The 20,185-nt window shown below is 60.6% G+C and carries 15 protein-coding genes; 8 read left to right on the top strand and 7 right to left on the bottom strand.

The genetic code is table 11. The annotated features are described in order from the left end of the window. The 5 genes from ACF8YQ_RS01265 (at position 1) to ACF8YQ_RS01245 (ending at position 4,332) form a co-directional block, all read left to right on the top strand. Entirely contained in the window at positions 1-636 is a 636-nt protein-coding gene (locus ACF8YQ_RS01265; protein ID WP_396622367.1) for a tRNA-uridine aminocarboxypropyltransferase, read from the top strand. A gap of 75 nt (positions 637-711) precedes the next feature. Next, entirely contained in the window at positions 712-1,107 is a 396-nt protein-coding gene (locus ACF8YQ_RS01260) for a YkvA family protein (RefSeq protein WP_023010703.1), read from the top strand. A gap of 90 nt (positions 1,108-1,197) precedes the next feature. Continuing rightward, positions 1,198-1,974 carry a flagellar motor protein PomA gene (gene pomA, locus ACF8YQ_RS01255; protein ID WP_014420230.1) on the top strand — a complete coding sequence of 259 codons (777 nt, stop codon included), beginning with the start codon at positions 1,198-1,200 and terminating at the stop codon, positions 1,972-1,974. 2 nt (positions 1,975-1,976) lie between these two features. Continuing rightward, positions 1,977-2,894, top strand: coding sequence for a flagellar motor protein MotB (locus tag ACF8YQ_RS01250; protein WP_022993371.1), 918 nt, complete (start codon positions 1,977-1,979; stop codon positions 2,892-2,894). A 229-nt stretch (positions 2,895-3,123) separates the two neighbouring features. Continuing rightward, positions 3,124-4,332, top strand: a complete 1,209-nt coding sequence (locus ACF8YQ_RS01245; protein WP_011783865.1) for an ammonium transporter — start codon at positions 3,124-3,126, stop codon at positions 4,330-4,332. Between the two features lie 11 nt (positions 4,333-4,343). On the opposite strand, the gene ACF8YQ_RS01240 is transcribed toward ACF8YQ_RS01245, so the two are convergent. From ACF8YQ_RS01240 to ACF8YQ_RS01220, 5 genes are read right to left on the bottom strand one after another with little or no spacing between them, the layout of a single operon-like run. After that, a complete protein-coding gene (locus tag ACF8YQ_RS01240; RefSeq protein WP_396622366.1) occupies positions 4,344-5,426 on the bottom strand; it encodes a lipocalin-like domain-containing protein in 1,083 nt (360 codons plus the stop codon). Further along, a complete protein-coding gene (locus ACF8YQ_RS01235) occupies positions 5,423-7,684 on the bottom strand; it encodes an FtsX-like permease family protein (protein ID WP_224851068.1) in 2,262 nt (753 codons plus the stop codon). Before ACF8YQ_RS01235 ends, ACF8YQ_RS01240 begins: the two co-directional genes overlap by 4 nt. A gap of 6 nt (positions 7,685-7,690) precedes the next feature. Continuing rightward, positions 7,691-8,374 carry an ABC transporter ATP-binding protein gene (locus ACF8YQ_RS01230; protein ID WP_224851071.1) on the bottom strand — a complete coding sequence of 228 codons (684 nt, stop codon included), beginning with the start codon at positions 8,372-8,374 and terminating at the stop codon, positions 7,691-7,693. Between the two features lie 15 nt (positions 8,375-8,389). Beyond that, positions 8,390-11,542: an efflux RND transporter permease subunit gene (locus ACF8YQ_RS01225; RefSeq protein ID WP_396622365.1), complete on the bottom strand. Its 3,153-nt coding sequence runs from the start codon at positions 11,540-11,542 to the stop codon at positions 8,390-8,392. Then, positions 11,539-12,780 (bottom strand): efflux RND transporter periplasmic adaptor subunit, encoded by a 1,242-nt coding sequence (locus tag ACF8YQ_RS01220; RefSeq protein ID WP_396622364.1) that lies wholly within the window; start codon positions 12,778-12,780, stop codon positions 11,539-11,541. The genes ACF8YQ_RS01225 and ACF8YQ_RS01220 overlap by 4 nt, the downstream gene beginning before the upstream one ends. Before the next feature lie 114 nt (positions 12,781-12,894). On the opposite strand from ACF8YQ_RS01220, the gene ACF8YQ_RS01215 reads away from it, so the two are divergent. Next, the gene (locus tag ACF8YQ_RS01215) at positions 12,895-13,341 is read left to right on the top strand and encodes a potassium channel family protein (protein WP_014420223.1); all 447 of its coding nucleotides are present in this window, start codon (positions 12,895-12,897) and stop codon (positions 13,339-13,341) included. Positions 13,342-13,351: 10 nt separating this feature from the next. On the opposite strand, the gene ACF8YQ_RS01210 is transcribed toward ACF8YQ_RS01215, so the two are convergent. Beyond that, positions 13,352-13,774: an efflux RND transporter permease subunit gene (locus ACF8YQ_RS01210; protein ID WP_396622363.1), complete on the bottom strand. Its 423-nt coding sequence runs from the start codon at positions 13,772-13,774 to the stop codon at positions 13,352-13,354. A 141-nt stretch (positions 13,775-13,915) separates the two neighbouring features. Further along, entirely contained in the window at positions 13,916-15,961 is a 2,046-nt protein-coding gene (locus ACF8YQ_RS01205) for a TonB-dependent receptor domain-containing protein (RefSeq protein ID WP_396622362.1), read from the bottom strand. A gap of 250 nt (positions 15,962-16,211) precedes the next feature. Here ACF8YQ_RS01205 and gdhA point away from each other — a divergent pair, with 250 nt between their 5' ends. Further along, the gene (gdhA, locus tag ACF8YQ_RS01200; protein ID WP_396622361.1) at positions 16,212-17,561 is read left to right on the top strand and encodes an NADP-specific glutamate dehydrogenase; all 1,350 of its coding nucleotides are present in this window, start codon (positions 16,212-16,214) and stop codon (positions 17,559-17,561) included. A 7-nt stretch (positions 17,562-17,568) separates the two neighbouring features. Continuing rightward, positions 17,569-20,157, top strand: a complete 2,589-nt coding sequence (locus tag ACF8YQ_RS01195; RefSeq protein WP_396622360.1) for a PEP/pyruvate-binding domain-containing protein — start codon at positions 17,569-17,571, stop codon at positions 20,155-20,157. Positions 20,158-20,185 lie beyond the last annotated feature (28 nt).

The raw sequence follows: 20,185 nt of genomic DNA, 5'->3' as shown, positions 1-20,185 counted from the left end.
GTGGCCAGAGCACTGTGTACCCGCTGCGGCCTGCACCCGAACACCTGCGTATGCGAGGTTTGCGAGCAGGTCGACAACCGCCATCGCGTCATCATTTTGCAGCACCCGTCAGAAGTCGGTCACAGCAAGGGTACTGTGCGAGTACTTCAGCAGTGCCTGACCCGGCTGGAGGTACTGGTCGGCGAGAGCCCTGTGTCGTTTTCCGGTCAAGGCTTGGAGCGTCTGTTAACCGAAACCCGTTCCGGACTGCTGTTTCCATGTGCTGACAGTCAGCCCGTGGAGAGCAACGCGGCAACCCAGATCGACCAGTGGCTGGTTCTGGACGGCACTTGGCGTAAAGCCGCTAAAATCCTGCACCTGAACCCGCAGTTCCGGCAGTTGCCCTGCTTTCATTTCGCTGATCCACCGGCTTCGCGTTACCGTATCCGAAAGGCCCCAAAGGCAGGGCAACTCTCAACCGCAGAGGCCGTCGCCTACCTTCTTACACTAACCGAGCCCGCCACGGATACTGAGCCATTACTCAGAGCTCAGGACGCACTGATTCGAAACCGGCTGGCCTTCGTTCCAGGCCACCACAAAACCAAAGGCCATGAAGCGCCCGATCCTGAATTCCGAGGAGATCTCACGAATCATTGAAATAACCTGGGAAGGTGACTAACCAGCACGATTTCGTTATGTTGAGGCGATCGCTGAGCAAAGTGGTGACAATGTATGGCATGGATCTCAGATAAAACGGCTGCAAACGAGTTGAAAGAGCAAAGTGCCAAGGTTCACAGAGGCGACCTTGAGGCCCTGCTTGAACGACAAAAAGCCGTTGAAGAGAAAGTCAAAAACAGCGGCAGGCTGAATCGTTTCTCTACCGATATCAAGCTGATGTTCTCGCTGATTCGCGATTACTGGTACGGCCACTACCGGGCCATACCCTGGAAGTCCATCGCTGCGGTAGCCGGAGCGTTGCTGTACGTGCTGAATCCGCTGGACCTGATTCCGGATCTGATCTTCGGCTTCGGCCTGGTTGATGATGCCGGTGTGGTTGCCTTGTGCCTTAAACTGGTCGAATCCGATCTGCACCGCTACGCTGCATGGAAGGAGCTTCACTCATCATAGGATGAGGGAGCAACCGGGCATTGATTAATAATCAACCAGGGAGTATTCTCCCGCCCCCTTAATCGTCACCTGCACAGTTCTGGAGTTACTGTGGATTTCGCCACCCTTATCGGCCTCGTCGGCGCCATTCTTCTGATTTCTTCGGCCATTATCCTGGGCGCATCGCCAGGCATGTTCATCAATCCGCCATCCCTGCTGATTGTGATCGGCGGTACCTTGCTGGTGGTTCTGGCCAAATTCAGTCTTGCCCAGTTTTTTGATGCCTTCAAGGTGGCAGCCCGAGCGTTCAAATTCAAACTGCCCGAAACTCAGGCCAGCATCGAAGAACTGGTGGAGATTGCCAGCATCGCCCGAAAAGAGGGCGTTCTTGGTATCGAAGGGAGGGAGGTCAGCAGCCCTTTCCTGGGCCAGGGTATTCAGATGCTGGTGGACGGACAGGACGGCAACACCATCAAGCAGCTCCTCAACAAGGAACGCTTGATGACACTGGAACACAACCGGTCGGGCGCGAAAGTGTTCACCGCCATGGCAGATGTGGCTCCGGCCATGGGTATGATTGGCACGCTGATTGGCCTGGTGCAGATGCTGTCCAACATGGAAGATCCCAAGTCTATCGGGCCGGCCATGGCCGTAGCCCTGCTGACCACGCTCTACGGCGCCATGATCGCCACAATGATCGCGACCCCCATTGCCGACAAGCTGTCCCTGCGCATGACGGAGGAGGCCCGCATGCAATCGCTCTATATTGATGCCCTCGTCGCCATCCAGGAAGGCACCAACCCGCGCATTATCGAGCAGATGCTGTCCAGCTATCTTTCGCCCAAAGAGCGGGCCAGAAACGGCGATGCGGAAACGGCAGGCGGTTAAACATGGATGATTTGCCAGAAGAGGAAAAGCCCGGGATTCCTGCGTGGGTTGTCACATTTGCCGACCTGATGTCGCTGCTGATGTGCTTTTTCGTATTGCTCCTGTCGTTTTCGGAAATCGACGCCCAGAAGTTCAAACAGATCGCCGGTGAACTCTCCAAGGCCTTCGGGGTGCAGCGGGAAGTGCCTGCGCTTGAGATCCCTCAGGGCACCAGCCCGATCTTCGACAAGTTTTCGCCGGCGCCGCCAGAGCCCACGGTGGTCAATGAAGTCAAACAGACCACCACCGACGTACAGCCCGAAATCCAGACTCTGAAAAGCCCCGAAGAGAAAGCCATTGAGGAATCCATCCAGGAACAGATGGACGCCAACATGGCCCGGATTCTTGAAGTGCTGGAACCGGCTATTATGGATGGCCGGATCAACGTCTCGGAAGATCAGCGCCGCATCATCATTCGCATTGAGGAGAAGGGCTCGTTTGCCTCAGGTTCAGCCCAACTAACCTGGGAGTTCGAGGGCCTGCTGCTGGATATGGCGGAGGTTCTGGCCGACATGCCCGGCGACCTCGCCATTGAAGGCCATACCGATAACGTGCCCATCCGCACCGAACGTTTCTACAGCAACTGGGACCTGTCCGCAGCCCGCGCCGCCGCGGTGGCTAATGTTCTGCTGGCTCGGGAGCAGGTGACTCCGGACCGCATCCGGGTGACCGGTCTGGCCGACACCGAACCACGGGTACCCAACACCTCGCCGGAAAACCGAGCCAAGAACCGGCGGGTTGAAATCGTTATCGATCTGTCAGAGCCCATGGAAGAGCAGGAACTGCGCCTTCGCGAGCTGATTCGTTCCGAAAGCGAGTCGCAAGAAGCCATTATTGGCATTGAGCCCGGTCGGGATACGCCCAGCGAGATTACCTGGTAGTAAAACCTTGCCTCGCGCCCTATCCAGATTGGTGCACAAGCCCTTGATGCGCACGCCTCTGGTGCACTTTGACGCAGATAAATACCTCCCTCGGCGCCCTCAGGTTCTCCAACCCCCCTGCAGTACTTGATATGCATTGTTTTGGAACAGCACTTGCTTAAGTCGCACCCCAACAATGCACAACGGCTCATCAGAAGCCGCGTAATCAAAACACTCAGGAGAAAAACCCGTGGACATCACGAGTGCCGTACACACCCTGACCGAGAGCGCCAACACGCTCTTCATTCTGATTGGCGCCATTATGGTGCTGGCCATGCACGCCGGCTTTGCGTTCCTGGAAGTGGGCACAGTTCGCCACAAAAATCAGGTCAATGCCCTGGTTAAAATCATGACCGACTTCGGCATATCCGCAGTCGCCTATTTTTTCATCGGCTACTACATCGCCTATGGTGGGCACTTTCTCAATGGCGCCGCGGAACTCACCTCCGCCAACGGCTATGAACTGGTCAAATTTTTCTTCCTGATGACCTTCGCCGCGGCCATTCCGGCGATCGTTTCCGGCGGTATCGCAGAGCGTGCCCGCTTCTACCCCATGCTGATTGCCTCGGGCCTGATCGTGGCCTTCGTCTATCCTTTCTTTGAGGGCCTGATCTGGAACGGGAACTTTGGTTTCCAGGCCTGGCTGGAGAACCAGTTTGGTGCATCCTTCCATGATTTCGCCGGCTCCGTTGTGGTGCATGCTGTCGGTGGCTGGATTGCTCTCGCTGCGGTGCTGCTGCTCGGCGCCCGCACCGGTCGCTATCGCAACGGTCGGGTCGTGGCCTTTGCCCCTTCCAACATTCCGTTTCTCGCCCTCGGCGCCTGGATTCTGACCGTGGGCTGGTTTGGCTTTAACGTCATGTCGGCCCAGACTCTGGACGGCATCAGTGGCCTGGTTGCGGTCAACAGTCTGATGGCCATGGTGGGGGGTATTCTGGTTTCCATGCTGCTCGGCCGCAAAGACCCTGGCTTCATTCACAATGGTCCGCTGGCCGGACTGGTGGCGGTGTGCGCCGGCTCAGACCTGATGCACCCCGTCGGCGCCCTGATTACCGGGGGCGTGGCCGGCGCCATCTTTGTCTACCTGTTCGAGTGGGCACAGGCGAAAATCGAGCGGTTGGATGATGTTCTGGGTGTCTGGCCCCTGCATGGCGTATGCGGTGTCTGGGGCGCCATTGCCTGCGGTATCTTTGGCCAGGAAGCGCTCGGGGGCCTGGGTGGCGTCAGCCTGATGTCGCAGATTATTGGCTCGGTGGCCGGTGTGATCGTGGCCTTTGCCGGCGGGCTCATCGTTTACGGTGCCATCAAAACCATTAGCGGCCTGAGACTGACAGAGGAAGAAGAGTTCAACGGTGCCGACCTCAGCATTCACCGTATCGGTGCCAATGCCGTTGAGTGAGTTTCCGGGCCTTATTGTGCCTGGTAACCGGTAAGCTCCATGTAACCCACGCCGGAATGGCTTCCGGTGACGGAAACCGGGCTCTCCCAATACGGATAAAGCCCGGAATTCCGGTAATCCCCTGCCGGCGCAGAGACCTCGAGGTTCACGTCGAAAGCCGGAAGGGTTATCTGCCAACGGCGCGGATAACCGGCTGGCTGGCCCACAGAGGTCAGTCCGATCTGTTCCGGTCCCAGCGCCACCGGCTCGCCCGTGGCTGGAATCCAGGTACCCGAGCGGAACGCCTGTTGTGTTTCCCGCAACTGGAACAGCATCAGCTTGTCCCCCGAATCGAGATGCAGGGCAAACCAGTCCCAGCCCTGCTGTCCGGCTTTGAGAAACTGGCTGCTCCACTCCCGGTCGAACCACCCAGTGCCCGCCACCCTCAACGTGTCACCCTCAAGGGTAACCGTTCCCTCAATTTTCAGATCTACCAGGCTGAAGTACATGGAGCCTTCGCCACTGGCGGATTTGGCGCTGAAACCGTCGTCACCATGAGCCACAGGATCACCTTGCGGCTGCAACAACAGATCGTAGGACCAGTGTTCTGTAGCGACCGACAGCCTCCAGCCAACGTGTCCGCTCGCTGGCCTCAGGTGCCAGTGATCCAGCCAGACTGAAAAGGGTTGGGCTGTGGCCCCGGCATGCCCGACGTCACCCCTGGCCAGCTTTTCGGCAAAGCGGTGCTGGCCGCTGTAGCTCACCGCTACGTGAGCCATCCAGGCAGCCTCCAGAGGCCAGAGTGCCGGCTTCGGCGGTTCGGATTCAACGGACCTCGGGGTCAAGGCCTGCCGGAACTGCGTCCATTGCAGACCCAGCGGCCTGCCGTTTTCGGTTTCCAGATTCGCGGTGAGATACCACCATTCAATGCGGTGCTGGGGATGAGGGCCGAAATCGGCGGGGAAGGACAGCCGGTCTCCGGGCCCGGGCTGCAGGAACTGAATCTCATGCTCAGATTCCGCCACACCGGCAAGGCCTGCGAATCCGCTCGGCTCTTCTGCCCGATCACAGGCGGTGAGTAGCAGCGCCAGAAGTACGATAACGAAACGATTCATCGTTCCCCTCCCTGCAGCCCGTGTGCGGACTCCGGCGCCGAGGCCGGGCGACGCAGCTGCAGGCGCATCAGCAAGGCAATGCTGAGGCCGATGATCAGAGCCAACACGGCCAGCTCGATCCAGAACCCCGGGTACACCGCCATCGGCAGTGACCAGCCGAAAGCCAGCGGGTTGATGCGCTGGACCAGAATCCAGGTGAGCCACACGCCAAGCGGCAGTGCACAAACCAATACCGCTAAAATCAGCGCCAGGGAAACCCGGGTGAGCTGAGCCGCGGCCTGGCGTTGGGGCATACCCCAGACGATCAGCAGCCGGAAATACCAGGCGCGGGTAGAGAGGAAGACCCACACCATCAGCAACAACGCGGCTGCGGCCAGAATCAGCGTGAGGGTAGTCATGGCCCGGGTCAGCAGGAAGGTCTGGTCAAAAATATCGGTAGCCAGGGTCCGGATGACCTGATTATCCCTCACAGTCAACTGAGGGGTTTGCCAAAGCCGGGCCAGTTGCGCCTCAACCACTTTGATCTCTTCGATGCCCGCGCTTATCGACAGGCTTCGAAAGCGGGCTTCAAAGTCCTCAGGCAAGAGACTCGCCGGCACCAGCACCTCACCGGAGGGCCGCCCGTAATCCGGATAAACGGCCAGCACCGGAGCCTGTAACCGACGGGCGCCAAGCCTGACAATGAGACGGTCGCCTACTGCAAGCTGTTGCCTTCTGGCCAACTGCTCATTGACCATTAGCCCCTCGCCCCGCGCCAACGCCTGCCAGGGCGTTTCTGTTTGCGCCAGCAGGCGCCAGTTTTGCACCAGGTGACTGACCGGCCCGAGCGCAAACACATCGACAGGCACCGGCTCCCTGCCTGATGCTGCCTGCACGCTGGCCCGCCCACGAATCACCTGATGCCACAGTTCCGGGCTCACTAGCTCCGGCTGCGCGGCCAGCCAGCTTACGGCAGCGGTGATATCCGCCCCTTGCGGTACTTCAATGTAGTAATCCGCTTCCAGCCGTTGCCCCAGCCACTGGTCAAAGGTGTCCTCGAACGTGGTTACCAGGGCATGAACCGCCAGCACCAGTGCCAAGGCAAACTGCAGGGCCACCAGCGGTAGCGCCAGCCGACGCACCAGGACTGCGACTTCCTGTAGACGCCAGCGAATCAGCGGATCCCCGGTGTTACGGGCCAGCCAACGGACAACCCCGGCAATCGCCAGCGGGGCCAGCCAACCGGCAGCGAGAAAAACCAGTGCCACCGCCAGGAACAGCCAGATCAGAGTTGGTGCCCACAGAGATACTGCCAGCCCCAGGGCCAGTAGCACCACAAAAAACGCCGGTTGCACCCGAGTCCGGAGCGATCCCGACGAGTCCCGAACGCCCGCCAGGCAAGCGGCCACAACCACCGCCACCATGGTCAGGGTTGGCAGCTTCCAGCCCTCCCCTCCACCGGCATAGAGCGGACGGTCGAACAGGCCTTCCAGGGCCTGCCCAAAGCCATCTACCAAAACCAGTGACAGCGCCCGCCCCAACCAAACCCCGGGCAGTATGCACACCAACGCCAGCAGCAGGTTTTCCCCCAGCAACAGGCGGCTGAGTTGGCTCCTGTTCACGCCGTAGCGATACAGCAAAGCCAGGCTTTCCCGACGTTGAGCCAGGCCCAGAAGGAACACACTGCGCAACAACAACGAGGTAATCAGCAGGACCAGCACTCCGAGCGCATCCAGGTTGAGCAGAAAACTGTCACCCAGCTCTGCCGTGTCAGGCGCAACGGCGAATGCCTGATAGCGGTAGCCCGCCGGTGGTGGCGACTGACCGTCGGCTTGCGACACCAGCAGAACCAGGGCCGATGCCTCGGCTGAGGCCTGGGCGGCGGCTTCGCTGATATCGACGAAGGGCTTGCCATCGAGTTCGCCCTGCCAGGGTGTTGGCGTGTGTTCAGGCTCGGCAAAGCAATGGGCCGCCAGCGGATCAATGCCCACCAGCCGGCCGCGCCCCGGTACCGGCACTTCCAGCCATGGCATCACGCAGAGGCCCTGGCGTCGAAGGGTGACAAAGTCCTGCACCGAGACCGGCTCGCCGTCCTCACGCACCACTCGCTGGCGCTCGGCGACAGCACTCTCGCTCTGTTCAAGGCTGGCCCTGGCCTGGCTGGTGAGGTGATGTATTCCAGTCCAGAGCACGGTGGCAAGCAGGATCATGGCAGCCAGCGCGGCCAGCTGCAGGGGGTGACGACGATAATGACTGAACAATGCGATGCGGGGAGACATAGGTCTTCAGGGCCCGCCCTTGTGCCCGAGGTCCAGTTGATGCAGGCAACGGGTTGCCAGTTCCGCATCGTGGGTAGCCAGTACCAGCCCACAACCATGGCGGACCTGGAGTTCGAACAACTCATCGGCGACAGTCTCAGCCGTCCTCCGGTCCAGGCTACCGGTCGGCTCATCCGCCAGAATCAGTGCCGGCCGGGTAACAAATACCATGGCCAGCGCAGCCCGCTGGCGTTGGCCACCGGAAACCTGATCCGGATAACGCTGGCCCAGCTCGCCAATGCCCAACCTCTGGAGCCAGTCGCCAGCGCTGGTGTCGTCCTGGCCAGCCAGGCGCGCTCGCAACCGGATATTATCCAGCAGGGACAGGGTCGGCATCAGGTTGGCATCCTGAAAGACCACGCCGAGTCGGCTCTGCCTCAATTCGCACCAGGCCCGCTCCAGAGCCTTGCCCGTTGGCGCGCCATCCCCCGCCAAAGGCTGTCCCAACATCGCCAGCCGACCGGAACCGGGAGACTCCAGGCCACAGAGAATATTCAGCAGCGTGCTTTTCCCGGACCCGGACGGGCCGGTCAGCGCCAGCGACTCACCTCGCCCCAGATGCACACTCAGTTCCCGCAACACGGTCACAGGCTGGTCGCCGCTCTCGAACTGTTTGCTCAGGCCGGCGGCACTGATCAGGTTATCGGCCATGGTATCCCCCGGTATTCAGTCGGCAGTCCCCAGAGGTTCTGCCGCACCGTTCCGGCGTTGAGCACGCCATTCCCGGAATTGCTCGACCCAGGACAACAGCGCCGGAATCACCAGCAGTACCAGGAAGGTGGACAACCCCAAGCCAAAGGCAATGGACGTTGCCATGGGTATCAGGAACTGGGCCTGCAACGACGTTTCGAACAGCAGCGGTGTCAGCCCCCCGATGGTCGTCAAGGACGTCAGCAGAACTGCGCGAACCCGCTGCACGGCGGCCTCATTCAGCGCATCCGTGATGTCCAGCCCCTTCTGCCGTTGCTGATTGTAGAAAGCCACCAGAATAATGGCGTTATTCACCACGATACCGGACAGGCCGAACAACCCGAACAGCGACAGTATGGTGAGCTGCAGCCCCATGATCCAGTGGCCCAGCAGGGCACCGACCAGGGCAAAGGGAATAATCGCCATGACGATCAGGGGCAGGCTCCAGGATGCAAATACCCAGGCCAGCACCACATACATCAGGGCCAGGCCGATAAGCAGCCCCGTTTGCATGTCCGCCATGGTTTCGCGTTGATCGGCCGAGCGGCCCTCAAAGCTGTAGCGCACACCGTGGCGACTGGCGATCTCCGGCAAAGGCCCGGACTGCAGGCTTTCAAGAATCTGGTCGGTGGTGGCAACCCGGGTATTCAGTGCCGAGGTGACCTCCACCGCGAGCTTGCCATCGGCATGGCGCAGGGCCTGAAACCCCTGGCGGTGATCCAGGTTCATCACCTGGGTCAGCGGTACGAAACGACCATCAGGGATGCGGATGGTCATGCGCTCCAGGGTGGAATATTGCTCCCGTTGCGCCCTCGGCAACTGCACCCGGACTTCCACCTCATCGCGACCATCCTGGTAGATCTGGGCGATCCGGCCATCAAATGCCGCCCGCAACTGTCGGCCCAGATCCACAGTGGTCAGCCCCAGAGCTTCGCCATAGGGGCTCACCTGGTAGAGCAACTGTTCCCGGCCCCAGGGCATATCGTCTTCCACATCCAGCACGCCCGGCAGGGTATCCAGAGCCTGGGCCACTTCATCCGCTGCCCGCTTCAGGGCCTCTGCGTCATCACCGGTCAGTCGCACATTGACATCTCGCCCGGGCGGGCCGGCCTGGCGCTCGTTGATGTTCAGGGCATCGAGTCCGGCTGGCAGCGTCATTCGGCTGCGCCATTCCCGAATGAACTCGGCATTGCGCACGGAACGGCTGTCCGAAGGCACCAGCTCCACCAGCATGGAGCCGAGCTCGTCATCGTTCCGGGAACTGCCCTCAGCTCCTTGAGTAGCGCCGTAGGTGGTCACGGCATGGAGTACGAGATCGCCACCCAGGGCCTCCTCCGTTTCGGTGAGTGAGCGCTGCATTTCCCGGATGAAGCGCGACACCGTGTCCTTGTCCGTGCCCGCCACAAAGCTGGCGTTGGCGTAGAACACCGATGGTTCCGGCGTCGGGAAGAAATTGAACCCAAGCCGGCCTCCGGCCAGCAGGCCGACGGTGACAATCGCCAGCGCCAGCGCCGAGGCCACGGTCATGCCCCGGTGCTTCAGGCTGTAGCGGGAGAACCGGCGGAACGGACCCTCGCGGAAGGCGTCAAACCGTTGCTCAAATCCTCGGCGTAAACGGGCCACGGGGTGGGGGCGCTTCTCGGGTTCACTCTCGGAGGCCTTGCGCACAAAGGCGTGGCGCAGATGGGCCGGCAAGACCACAAAACACTCCAGCAGGGAGGCAATCAATACGCAGATCATCACCACCGGAATATCACCCAGGATATTGCCTATCACTCCCCCCACCACCAGCAGTGGCATGAAGGCCGCCACCGTGGTCAGGGACGAAGCCAGTACCGGCCAGACCATGCGCTTGGCCGCTCCCTCGGCGGCATAGATGGACTGCTCGCCCATACGGGCATGGGCATCCGCGTCTTCCCCAACCACAATGGCATCGTCAACGATCACCCCCAGAGCCATGATCAGGGCAAACAGGGAAATCATGTTGATGGAACCGCCGATCAGCCACAATACACCCAGGGCAGCGAGAAACGCGGTGGGAATACCCACCGCCACCCAGGCCGCGACCCGCCCGGGAAGAAACAGGTAGAGCAACCCCACCACCAGCACCAGACCACCCAGGCCGTTGTTCACCAGCAGGGAAATACGGTCTTCAATCAGCTGCCAGGTTTCGTCGTAAACCTTGATATTTACGGTGGCCGGCAAGGTCGGGCGGGTGTCCGTCAGCCAGGACTCGAACACCCGTGCGGCAGTCAGGGAGTTGCCGTTTTCCGCCCGCTGAAGCTGCAGTTCCACGGCGGGCATGCCGTTGTTTTCCATCACCGTCTGGTTGTCCCGGGCTTCCTGGCGGATGATGGCTATGTCGCCCAGCTGCATGCGGATGCGATCACCGCTGAGCACCGGAATGGTCTCGAAGGCCTGGGGGCTGCGGCGCTGTTCCACCGCCCGCAGCTCTCGGGTGGCATCCTGCTGGGCCATCATCCCCGCCGGCAGATCACGGGACAGCGAAGCCACCCGATCGGCAATCTGTTCCAGCGACAGGCCCAGGGATTCCAGCCGCTCCACCGGCACATCAATACTGATCTGCTGCTCCGGCAGGCCCCGGAGCGTGACCCGGTCTATGCCACGATCCAGCAATTCATCCTCAAACCGGTACACCATCTGGCGCAACTCGGCCCGGTCGACATCACCGTAAACCAGCAGCCGGGCCACCGGTTCGTAGCGTTCGACCCTGGCCACCTGCGGTTCTTCAGCATCCGCCGGCAGATTGTTGAATTCGTCGACCTGCTGGCGCACGTCATCCACCGCCTGTATCGGGTCGGTGCCTTCATGGAATTCCAGGGTAATGGACGACACCCCCTGCGCCGACGTGGAAGTCATTTTTTTCAGACCATCGACGCTGCGCAGGCGCTGCTCCAGCGGGTCGGTAATGCCGCGCTCCACATCCTCGGCCGACGCACCGCTCCAGACCACCCGCACACTCACCACATCCAGGGCGAAGGTGGGGAAGAACTGGATATTCATCCGGGTCAGGGCCAGTATGCCAGCGAGCAACATCACCAGCATTACCAGATTGCCGGCCAGCCTGTGATGGACAAAAAAGCCGATCACGCCCTTTTTGCGACTCATGGCGACGGTGCTCCCTCGCTGTCCGCCAGCTTCACTTTCAGGCCGGTAATGGCATTAGGCAGGTGGGTGGTGATCAGGCGCATGCCCGGTTTCAGGTAATCACCGGCGATCAATAACCGGCGCTCGCCATTCTCGCTGAGTGCCTCGCCGACCCGTTGCACGGTCACGCGCTGCATACGGTCATCGTCAGTCATGATGTAAACGCTGTCGGCCCCGTACAGGGCACTGAAAGGTATGGCAATCAGGTTGTCCCTTGCTGGCCGCTGCAGCAGCAGTGGCTGCAAAGCCCCTGGGCGCAAGGCGCCCGGTTCGCCGGTCAGCTCCAGCACCGCCTCGGTACCGGCCGGATCAGACAGGCCGGCAAACCGGACCAGCTCAAAGCGCTGGCCGGCATCCTCAGCCGTGGCCATGAGTGTTGTACCCTCGGCCAGGGCATCCACCAATTCGCCGAGGTACATCTGCGGAACCCTTGCACGGACTTCCAGCCCCTGTATCGGATAGATGCTCAGTAATGCCTGGTTGCGGGATACCTGATCGCCGGCAGCTACTTGCAGGTTGGTGACCATACCGTCAAAAGGCGCTGTTGATACCGCCCGCTCACCGTCCAGTTCTGCCGTGGTCAGGCTGGCTCGGGCCTGGGACAACCTGGCTTCCAGGCTTTGCAGCCGGGCCGGATGCTCGGCGATGGCCCGTTCCCGGGTGCGTACGGTCAACTCCGCCCGGGCCAGCGCATCGGTGGCAGCCTCAAGGTTCTCGCGGGAGGCCAGGTTGCGCTCAACCAGCGACTGAATGCGCTCAAACTGGCGACGGGCGTTATCCAGGATGGCCTTTTCACTTTCCAGGGATCGCTGATCGTTGCGGTATCGCACCTGTTCGGACCGCACCTGCGCCTCCAGGTCGGCGACCTGGGCCCGGGCCTGAGCACGTACCGGCTCGATATCGGCGGAATCCAGCGCGATCAGCAAGTCACCTTCGCTCACCTGCTGCCCTTCCCGTACCGGTAACCGGTCAATACGCCCGGCCAGAGTCGCGGTGATGGTCTGCAGGTCCGGCGCCACCACCTCACCATACAGAGGCAGTACCGGGGTCGCTTTGGCAGGACGTATTTCCTGTACCTGAACCAGCCAGCTGCGCTCGGTGGCGGACACTTCCGCCGGTTCCGGCCGGGTTGCCTTCAGAAGCAGGAAGCCGGCAATACCGAGTGCGATCATTAACAGGGGTAGCAGTTTTCTGGACATGGACCGTCGATACTCTGATTAAATGAAGATGCGCGAAGGCAACGAATTTACTATACAATTTTCAACAGGTTCCGGATTACTCCGGCAGGTTTCCCGGCTTCAGGACAGACTCCGTTGGATGCCACTCACGACACTCTGATCAACGTCACCCTGCTGAACATCCTTCTGGTGTGTGCCGTTGTGGTGATACATAACGAAGTCCTGATCCGTTTAAGCGGCCTTCTCGCACGCATGCGCCAAAGCCACCATTTCCGTTTGATTGTGGCGGTGCTCGGCTGCCTGACCGCCCATGCCCTGCAAGTGTGGATCTTCGCCACGGCCTTTTATTTCATGCACCACGCCGAGGGCTGGGGCCAGCTAACAGGTAACTTCAGTGGCACCATGCTGGACTGTGCCTACTTTTCCTTCACCACCTTCACCACCCTGGGCTATGGCGATATCGAGGCCGTCGGCCAACTACGACACCTCACCGGCATCGAGGCGTTAACCGGCCTGATGCTGATCACCTGGAGCGCCTCCTTCCTGTTCCTGGAAATGCAGCGCTACTGGCCAACCCGGTAGCCTCCAAGCCTCAGATCCATTTGCAGCGGGCCAGGGTGTAATACAGCAAGGGCACCACAATCACGGTGAACAGGGTCGACATCGCCAGACCGAACACCAGCGAAATCGCCAGCCCGTTAAAAATCGGATCACCCAGGATAAAGTAAGTGCCCACCATAGCCGATACAGCCGTCAGCAGGATGGGCTTGATGCGTACCGCACCCGCCATAACCACCGTTTTATCAAGCGCCATGCCCTCTGCCAGCAATTGCTGAATGAACACCACCAGCAGCACAAAGATCATGAAGACACCCACGCTGTACGCGGCGCCCATCCAGTCCGCCTCCCACACGTCTGCGATGGTGGCCAACGGCACCAGTTCACCACTGCGACTGCGCACCTGTACCGAAAGCAGAGCCGAGGACTGAGCCTTGTCACCCTTGGCCAGAATCACCCCTGATTCCCTTCAGTCTAGTTGTTGTCCTTGCGAACCGGGCTTGATCAACGACAAAAAAACCCCGGATGGAGTGACCTCCACCCGGGGTATCAATGTCACCCGCCGGCTATGAGAAGCGGGTAACCGCCATAATCGTTTTTACCACCGGGCCGTAAGCGCTGCGCGCAATGTGCGCCCGGGCTCATTGACCCGGAACACCCCACTGTCGGCCAGGTTGTCCTTACTGACATGATACGCCCAGGTATTGTCGAACAGATTATCCACCGCCCAGGTCAGGCTCAGATTGGCCATGAGCGGATGGGTTCCGGACAGGTTGAATACGCCGTAGCCCGGTGAAGTGCTGGGGTCCAGTCCGGATTCCAGGTCTACCCGGTCCTGGCGACGGGCCAGTTGCCATTCGGCTTCCAGGGTGTGGCCCTGATAATGCCAGCCCAGGGTCTGGATAAACTGGATCGGCGGAATCCGCGGCAGCGCCTTGTCGGCATCCCGGTTTTCGCCGCGTACGGACGCCAGCTTGCTGATGCTGCTCCAGGTACCGTTGCTCCACCCCAGCATGCCCTCTACGCCGAGCAGGCGGGCGCTGATATTTTCGTAGCGGGTATCCGTGGTGTTATTGGGATTGAGGATGTCAAAGCGGTAAACATAGTCATCCACCTGGTCCACCCAGACAGCCGGGCGCCAACTCCACTCTCCCTGGTTGCCAGGCAGGCTGACTTCCAGCTTGTGGTGTTTTTCGGTGTCCAGATCCGGGTTCCCGATCCAACTGCTTTTCATGGTCTTTCGAGCAACATAGCGCTCATTCACGCTGGGGGAGCGCACGCTGTGGCTGGCCGTAACTTCAAGGGCCTGGACCGAAGAAAAACGCCACTCCCCGGTCAGGAAACCGCTTACGTTGTCATCGTTGGCTTCGGTATCGCTTGCACCATAGGCCGAGGCGTAAAGCCCGGAAGGGGAGAACGTCATCATACCGCCGGCCATCGGAGTAAACGTCTGATCGGCACGGGTGGCATCCATTTCCACACGGTCATAACGGATGCCGGCACCGAGGCGGGCATCAGCGCGGATCTGGTGGAAGGCTTCCACAAACACACCTACCCGGTCTCGCTCGACACCCGGCCACATCAAAGAGGCCTCGTGGTCGAGATTCATGCCGTTGTACATGGTGGCATCCCACTCATTGCTTTCCACATCGACACCAAAGGCAATGTCTTTGGTGTAGTTGATGGTCTGATCCAGCACCAGTCGGGCGCCCCGGGTACGGGTTTCCGAGTTGGTCTGCATTTTCATGGGCATACCCATATTTACCGGCGGCTCACGCAGGCTGAAGTTATCCATCACGTGATCCACCTCTGCCTGCCATGCCATCAGGTTCCAGCCGCCGCTGGCAACCGGCGCGCCCAGCTCCAGCCGGTACAGGTCGGTATCCGTTGTCGGTGCATCCATACCCCGGCCGGGAAACTTTACATCCCGCTCTTCCTGGCGGCTGACCAGGCCCTTGATGTAAAAGCCATTATCAGCCGTCCAGGCGGCATCCACCCGGCCTTCAGAGTTTTTATAGGCGCTGCGGACTTCGTTACCGTCGCCGTCTTCATAGTCGTCGGCTTCGTCGTAGCCGCCGGCAAGGCGAATGAAGGTATCCTTGCTGCCGGCCGCCACACTGCCATTCACCAGCTTGCCTTCGCCATTGTCGGCACCGCCGACCGTCAGGTGGCCAGTGGTGCGGTTATCATCAGCAAATTCCGGGGCGGCGGTAGTGGCCACAACCTGGCCGCCGGCAATCGGGCCCCAGCGCAGGGTGCGGTTGCTGGTGCGCACTTCCAGCACCGGCGCCAACGCTGTGCTCAAACGGCTGGTGGGCGGGTCCATCCGGCTCGGACATGCTCCCTCCACCCGCATGCCGTCAAGCAGCACCTCAATCCGCTCTTCGTTCTGGCCACGGATCACCGGGTCCAGACCACGGCCACCCATGCGCGACAGCGAAACTCCGGCATCGGAGGACAACCGCTGTACCGGCTCGGTCTGAATGGCCGCCGCCGACAGTCGGGCGGCTTCGGCCGACTGACCTTCGGTCACCCGGATCAACATCAGGGCATCGGTTTCAGACTGGGCATGGGCAAGAGGGGCGACAGCATAGCCGGCCATCACAAGGCTGATACAGCGAGCCAGGTGTGTCTTTCTCATCATGGTGTGGCGGTCCTTGGAGCGTTTTGATCAGGTATTTTGCTAATTAGCCGGAATTGTATGCCGCTTCTTTTTCATTGGCTTGAGACACAATGCCGCACCCCGTTGGGGGTACTCCGTCGGGTAGAACGCGGTGCTTTGCAGCAGATTTACTTGCCAAATGCTGCGCCCCTGTGGTGCAATCAGTGCCCTTTTTTTGGGCGGTCGCATTTTCCTGCGGCTTTCAATACGCGTATTCCGAGGGCATGACACCATGACTGCAAAACTCGACGAAAAGCTCGAACCAATTTTCCAGGACGTTCTTCATCGCAACCCGGGTGAGAAAGAATTCCACCAGGCGGTTCACGAAGTGCTGGAAACCCTGGGGCCCGTACTGGTGAAATACCCGGAATTCGCCGACAAGAAGATCATCCAGCGCATCTGCGAACCCGAGCGCCAGATCATCTTCCGTGTGCCCTGGCAGGACGATAGTGGTGAAATCCACATCAACCGCGCCTTCCGCGTCGAGTTCAACAGTGCCCTTGGCCCCTATAAAGGTGGCATGCGTTTTCACCCATCGGTGTACCTGGGCATCATCAAGTTCCTGGGCTTTGAACAGATCTTCAAGAACGCCCTGACCGGCCTGCCCATCGGCGGCGGTAAAGGCGGCAGCGACTTCGACCCGAAAGGCAAGTCGGACGACGAAATCATGCGTTTCTGCCAGAGCCTGATGACCGAACTGTACCGCCATCTGGGCGAGTACACCGACGTACCAGCCGGCGACATCGGCGTAGGCGGCCGCGAGATCGGCTACCTGTTCGGCCAGTACAAGCGCATCACCAACCGTTATGAATCCGGCGTCTTCACCGGCAAGGGCCTGGACTGGGGCGGAAGCCGCGCCCGTACCGAAGCCACCGGTTACGGCACCGTGTTCTTCACCCACGAAATGCTGAAAGCTCGCGGTGACTCGCTGGAAGGCAAGACTGTAGTGGTGTCGGGCTCTGGCAACGTGGCCATCTATGCCATCGAAAAGTGCCACGAACTGGGCGCTAAAGTGATTGCCTGCTCTGACTCCCAGGGCATGATCGTGCACGAGAAGGGCATTGACCTGCAGACCGTCAAGCGCATCAAGGAAGTGGAGCGCCGCCGCATCAGCGCCTACACTGAGTACCACAAAGATGCCAGGTACGTGGAAGACGGCAACATCTGGAGCATTCCGTGTGATGTGGCCCTGCCTTGCGCCACCCAGAACGAGCTCAATGGCAGCGATGCCAAGATGCTGGTAGAAAACGGCTGTATCGCGGTTGCTGAAGGCGCCAACATGCCCACCACGCCGGAAGGCATCATCATCTTCCAGGACGCCAAGATTGCGTACGGCCCGGGCAAGGCCGCTAACGCCGGTGGTGTTGCCACTTCCGCCCTGGAAATGCAGCAGAACGCCAGCCGCGACTCCTGGACCTTCGATTACACCCAGAAGCGCCTTGAGGAAATCATGATCGATATCCACAAGAACTGTTACGAAACTGCCGCCGAGTTCGGCGCGCAGGGTAACTACGTGCTGGGCGCGAACATCAACGGTTTCATCCGCGTGGCCAAGGCCATGACCGCCATGGGCGTGATCTGATCGAGCCATGACCAGCCAGCAGCCTCAGCAGACCACAGACCGGGTGTCCACCGGACTGCCCGGTCTGGATGAGGTGCTGGATGGCCTGCGAATCGGCGACAATGTCGTCTGGAGGGTCTCCGATCTGGACGATTACCGCCGATTCGTTCTTCCCTTTCTGGATGCTGCCGCCGACGCCGGCCGGCAGATCATCTATCTCCGCTTCGGCGAGCATCCGCCGATCATTAACCGGCACCCTGCGGTGCGCACCATCACCATTGATGCCCTCGGCGGCTTCGAGAGTTTTACCAGCCGGGTCTGGCACCTGATCGAACAGCATGGCCGCGGCGCCTTCTACGTGTGCGACAGCCTGAGTGAGCTACTTAACGCCTGGGCCACAGACACCATGGTGGGCAACTTTTTCCGGGTGGTGTGTCCCTTCCTGTTCGAGCTGGATACTGTCGCCTGGTTCGCCCTGCACCCGGACCGACACTCCCGGATGACCCTGGACCGGATTCGCCAGACCACCCAGGTGATGATCGATGTGCACCGCCACGGCGAGGATGTGCAGATTCATCCCATCAAGGCCTGGCGCCGCCAGTCGCCGACCATGTTCCTGCCTCATCGGGAACAGGCTGGCCAGTTTCGGCCAATTACCGACAGCAGCGATGCCACCCGCTTACAGGCCTCGCTGGAATCCGAGCACCTGCATCGCCAACCCCTGCTGGATTACTGGGACAGACTGTTCCAGGAAGTCAGCCGGGCCATCTATGAACAGGACCAGGCCTGCATGTCCGATCTGCAGGAGCAGGTTCTCCAGGTTATGATCAGCCGGGACCCCCAGATTCTGGAACTGGCCCGCCGCTACCTGACCCTGGAAGATCTGCTCACCATCCGCAGCCGTCTGGTTGGCAGCGGTTACATTGGCGGCAAGGCCACGGGCATGCTGATCGCCAGAAACATCCTGCTGAAAGACGCCCCGGAACTCTGGCAGCCGAATCTGGAACCCCACGATTCCAGCTACCTGGGCACCGATGCCTACTATGCGTTTCTGGTCCACAATGGCCTGTGGCCGGCAATCATGCGACAACGCTCGCCAGAGGGTTATCTGAGTGAAGCACCCTCCCTGCGCCAGGCCATTCTGACCGGGCAGTTCCCGGCGGAAGTCCGCTCGGAACTGGAGCGCCTGCTCGACCACTACGGCCAATACCCCATCCTGGTGCGCTCATCCAGCCTGCAGGAGGATGGTTTCGGCAACGCCTTTGCCGGCAAATACGACAGCGTCTTCCTGATCAACCAGGGGGCACCGGAACAGCGACTGGCGGAACTGGAAGATGCCATCCGACAGGTCTACGCCTCGTCCATGAGCGAAGACGCTCTGGTGTACCGTAAACAACGGGGGCTGGACCAGCGCGAGGAGCCTATGGCTCTGCTGATCCAGCGGGTGAATGGCCGTTTCCATGGCCGCTACTACCTGCCGGATGCGGCCGGCGTTGGGGTATCCAGAAACACCTTTGCCTGGGACAGCAACATGGACCCGAAAGCGGGCATGGTGCGCCTGGTTATGGGGTTGGGCACCCGGGCCGTGGATCGAATTGAAGGCGACCACGCCTGCGTGATGGCGCTGGACCATCCTGGCCGGCAACCATTCCGCAATCCGGACGAACACTACCGGTTCTCCCAGCATCTGGTGGATGTGCTCGACCTGCAGGAAGGCCATCTGGAAACCCGGCCCCTGAGCCAGTTACTGGAAACCGTTAGCGACCTGCCCATGGCGCACATGGGCGAGATCGACCGGGCCGCCAGTGCTCGGGCGGAACAGATTGGCCTGCCAGGGCCAGTGTGGCGGCTGACCTTCCGGCCGCTGGTTCAGGCCAGCTCGTTTATTCAGCGGCTGTCGTCCCTGTTATCGACCCTGGAGGCCGGCTATCAGCATCCCGTGGATGTCGAGTTCACCCTGCACCTGGATGAGCACGGCGAACCCTCCTTCAACCTGGTGCAGTGCCGGCCACTGGCCACCATTGGCGAAACCGGCCCAGTCACACTGCCGGAACATCTGCCAGCAGAGCGGGAGATTTTCCGCACCCATGGCCATTTCATGGGCGGCAACATCAATCTGGCGATCGAGCGGGTCATCCGTGTAGATGCAGCTGTTTACGCCAGCCTGAATACCAACCAGCGTTACGAAGTCGCCCGCCGTGTCGGCGAGATAGTGCGGGAATCCAGCAAAAGCACCCTGCTGATCGGCCCCGGCCGCTGGGGCACCAGCAGCCCGGAACTGGGCGTACCGGTCAGGTTTGCCGATATCGCCGGGGTCAGTGCTTTGGTGGAGGTATCCGAAAACGCCGGCGACATGGTGCCGGATCTGTCCTATGGCTCTCATTTCTTTCAGGATCTGGTGGAAACCGGTATTGCCTATGTGGCGCTGTTTCCTGAATCAGACCAGTGCTGCTACCGGCCTGACCTCCTACCCGGCGAAATCTCCCAGCCCGATAACGCCAGTGACATTGAACGCGCCATCAGGGTGTATGTCATGAATCAGTCGCCTATTCAGCTGGCCGGCGATGTGGTTCGCCAGGAACTGGTGTGCTACCGGCCGGTTGACCCGAAGCAATAGCCAGAGGTTTTTCGCCCCGGCACCGGCT

Source organism: Marinobacter sp. W-8 (assembly GCF_044342215.1).
GTDB lineage: Bacteria > Pseudomonadota > Gammaproteobacteria > Pseudomonadales > Oleiphilaceae > Marinobacter > Marinobacter nauticus.
The sequence above is the reverse complement of the archived record's forward strand: the minus strand, read 5'-3'. Positions and strand labels throughout refer to the sequence as shown.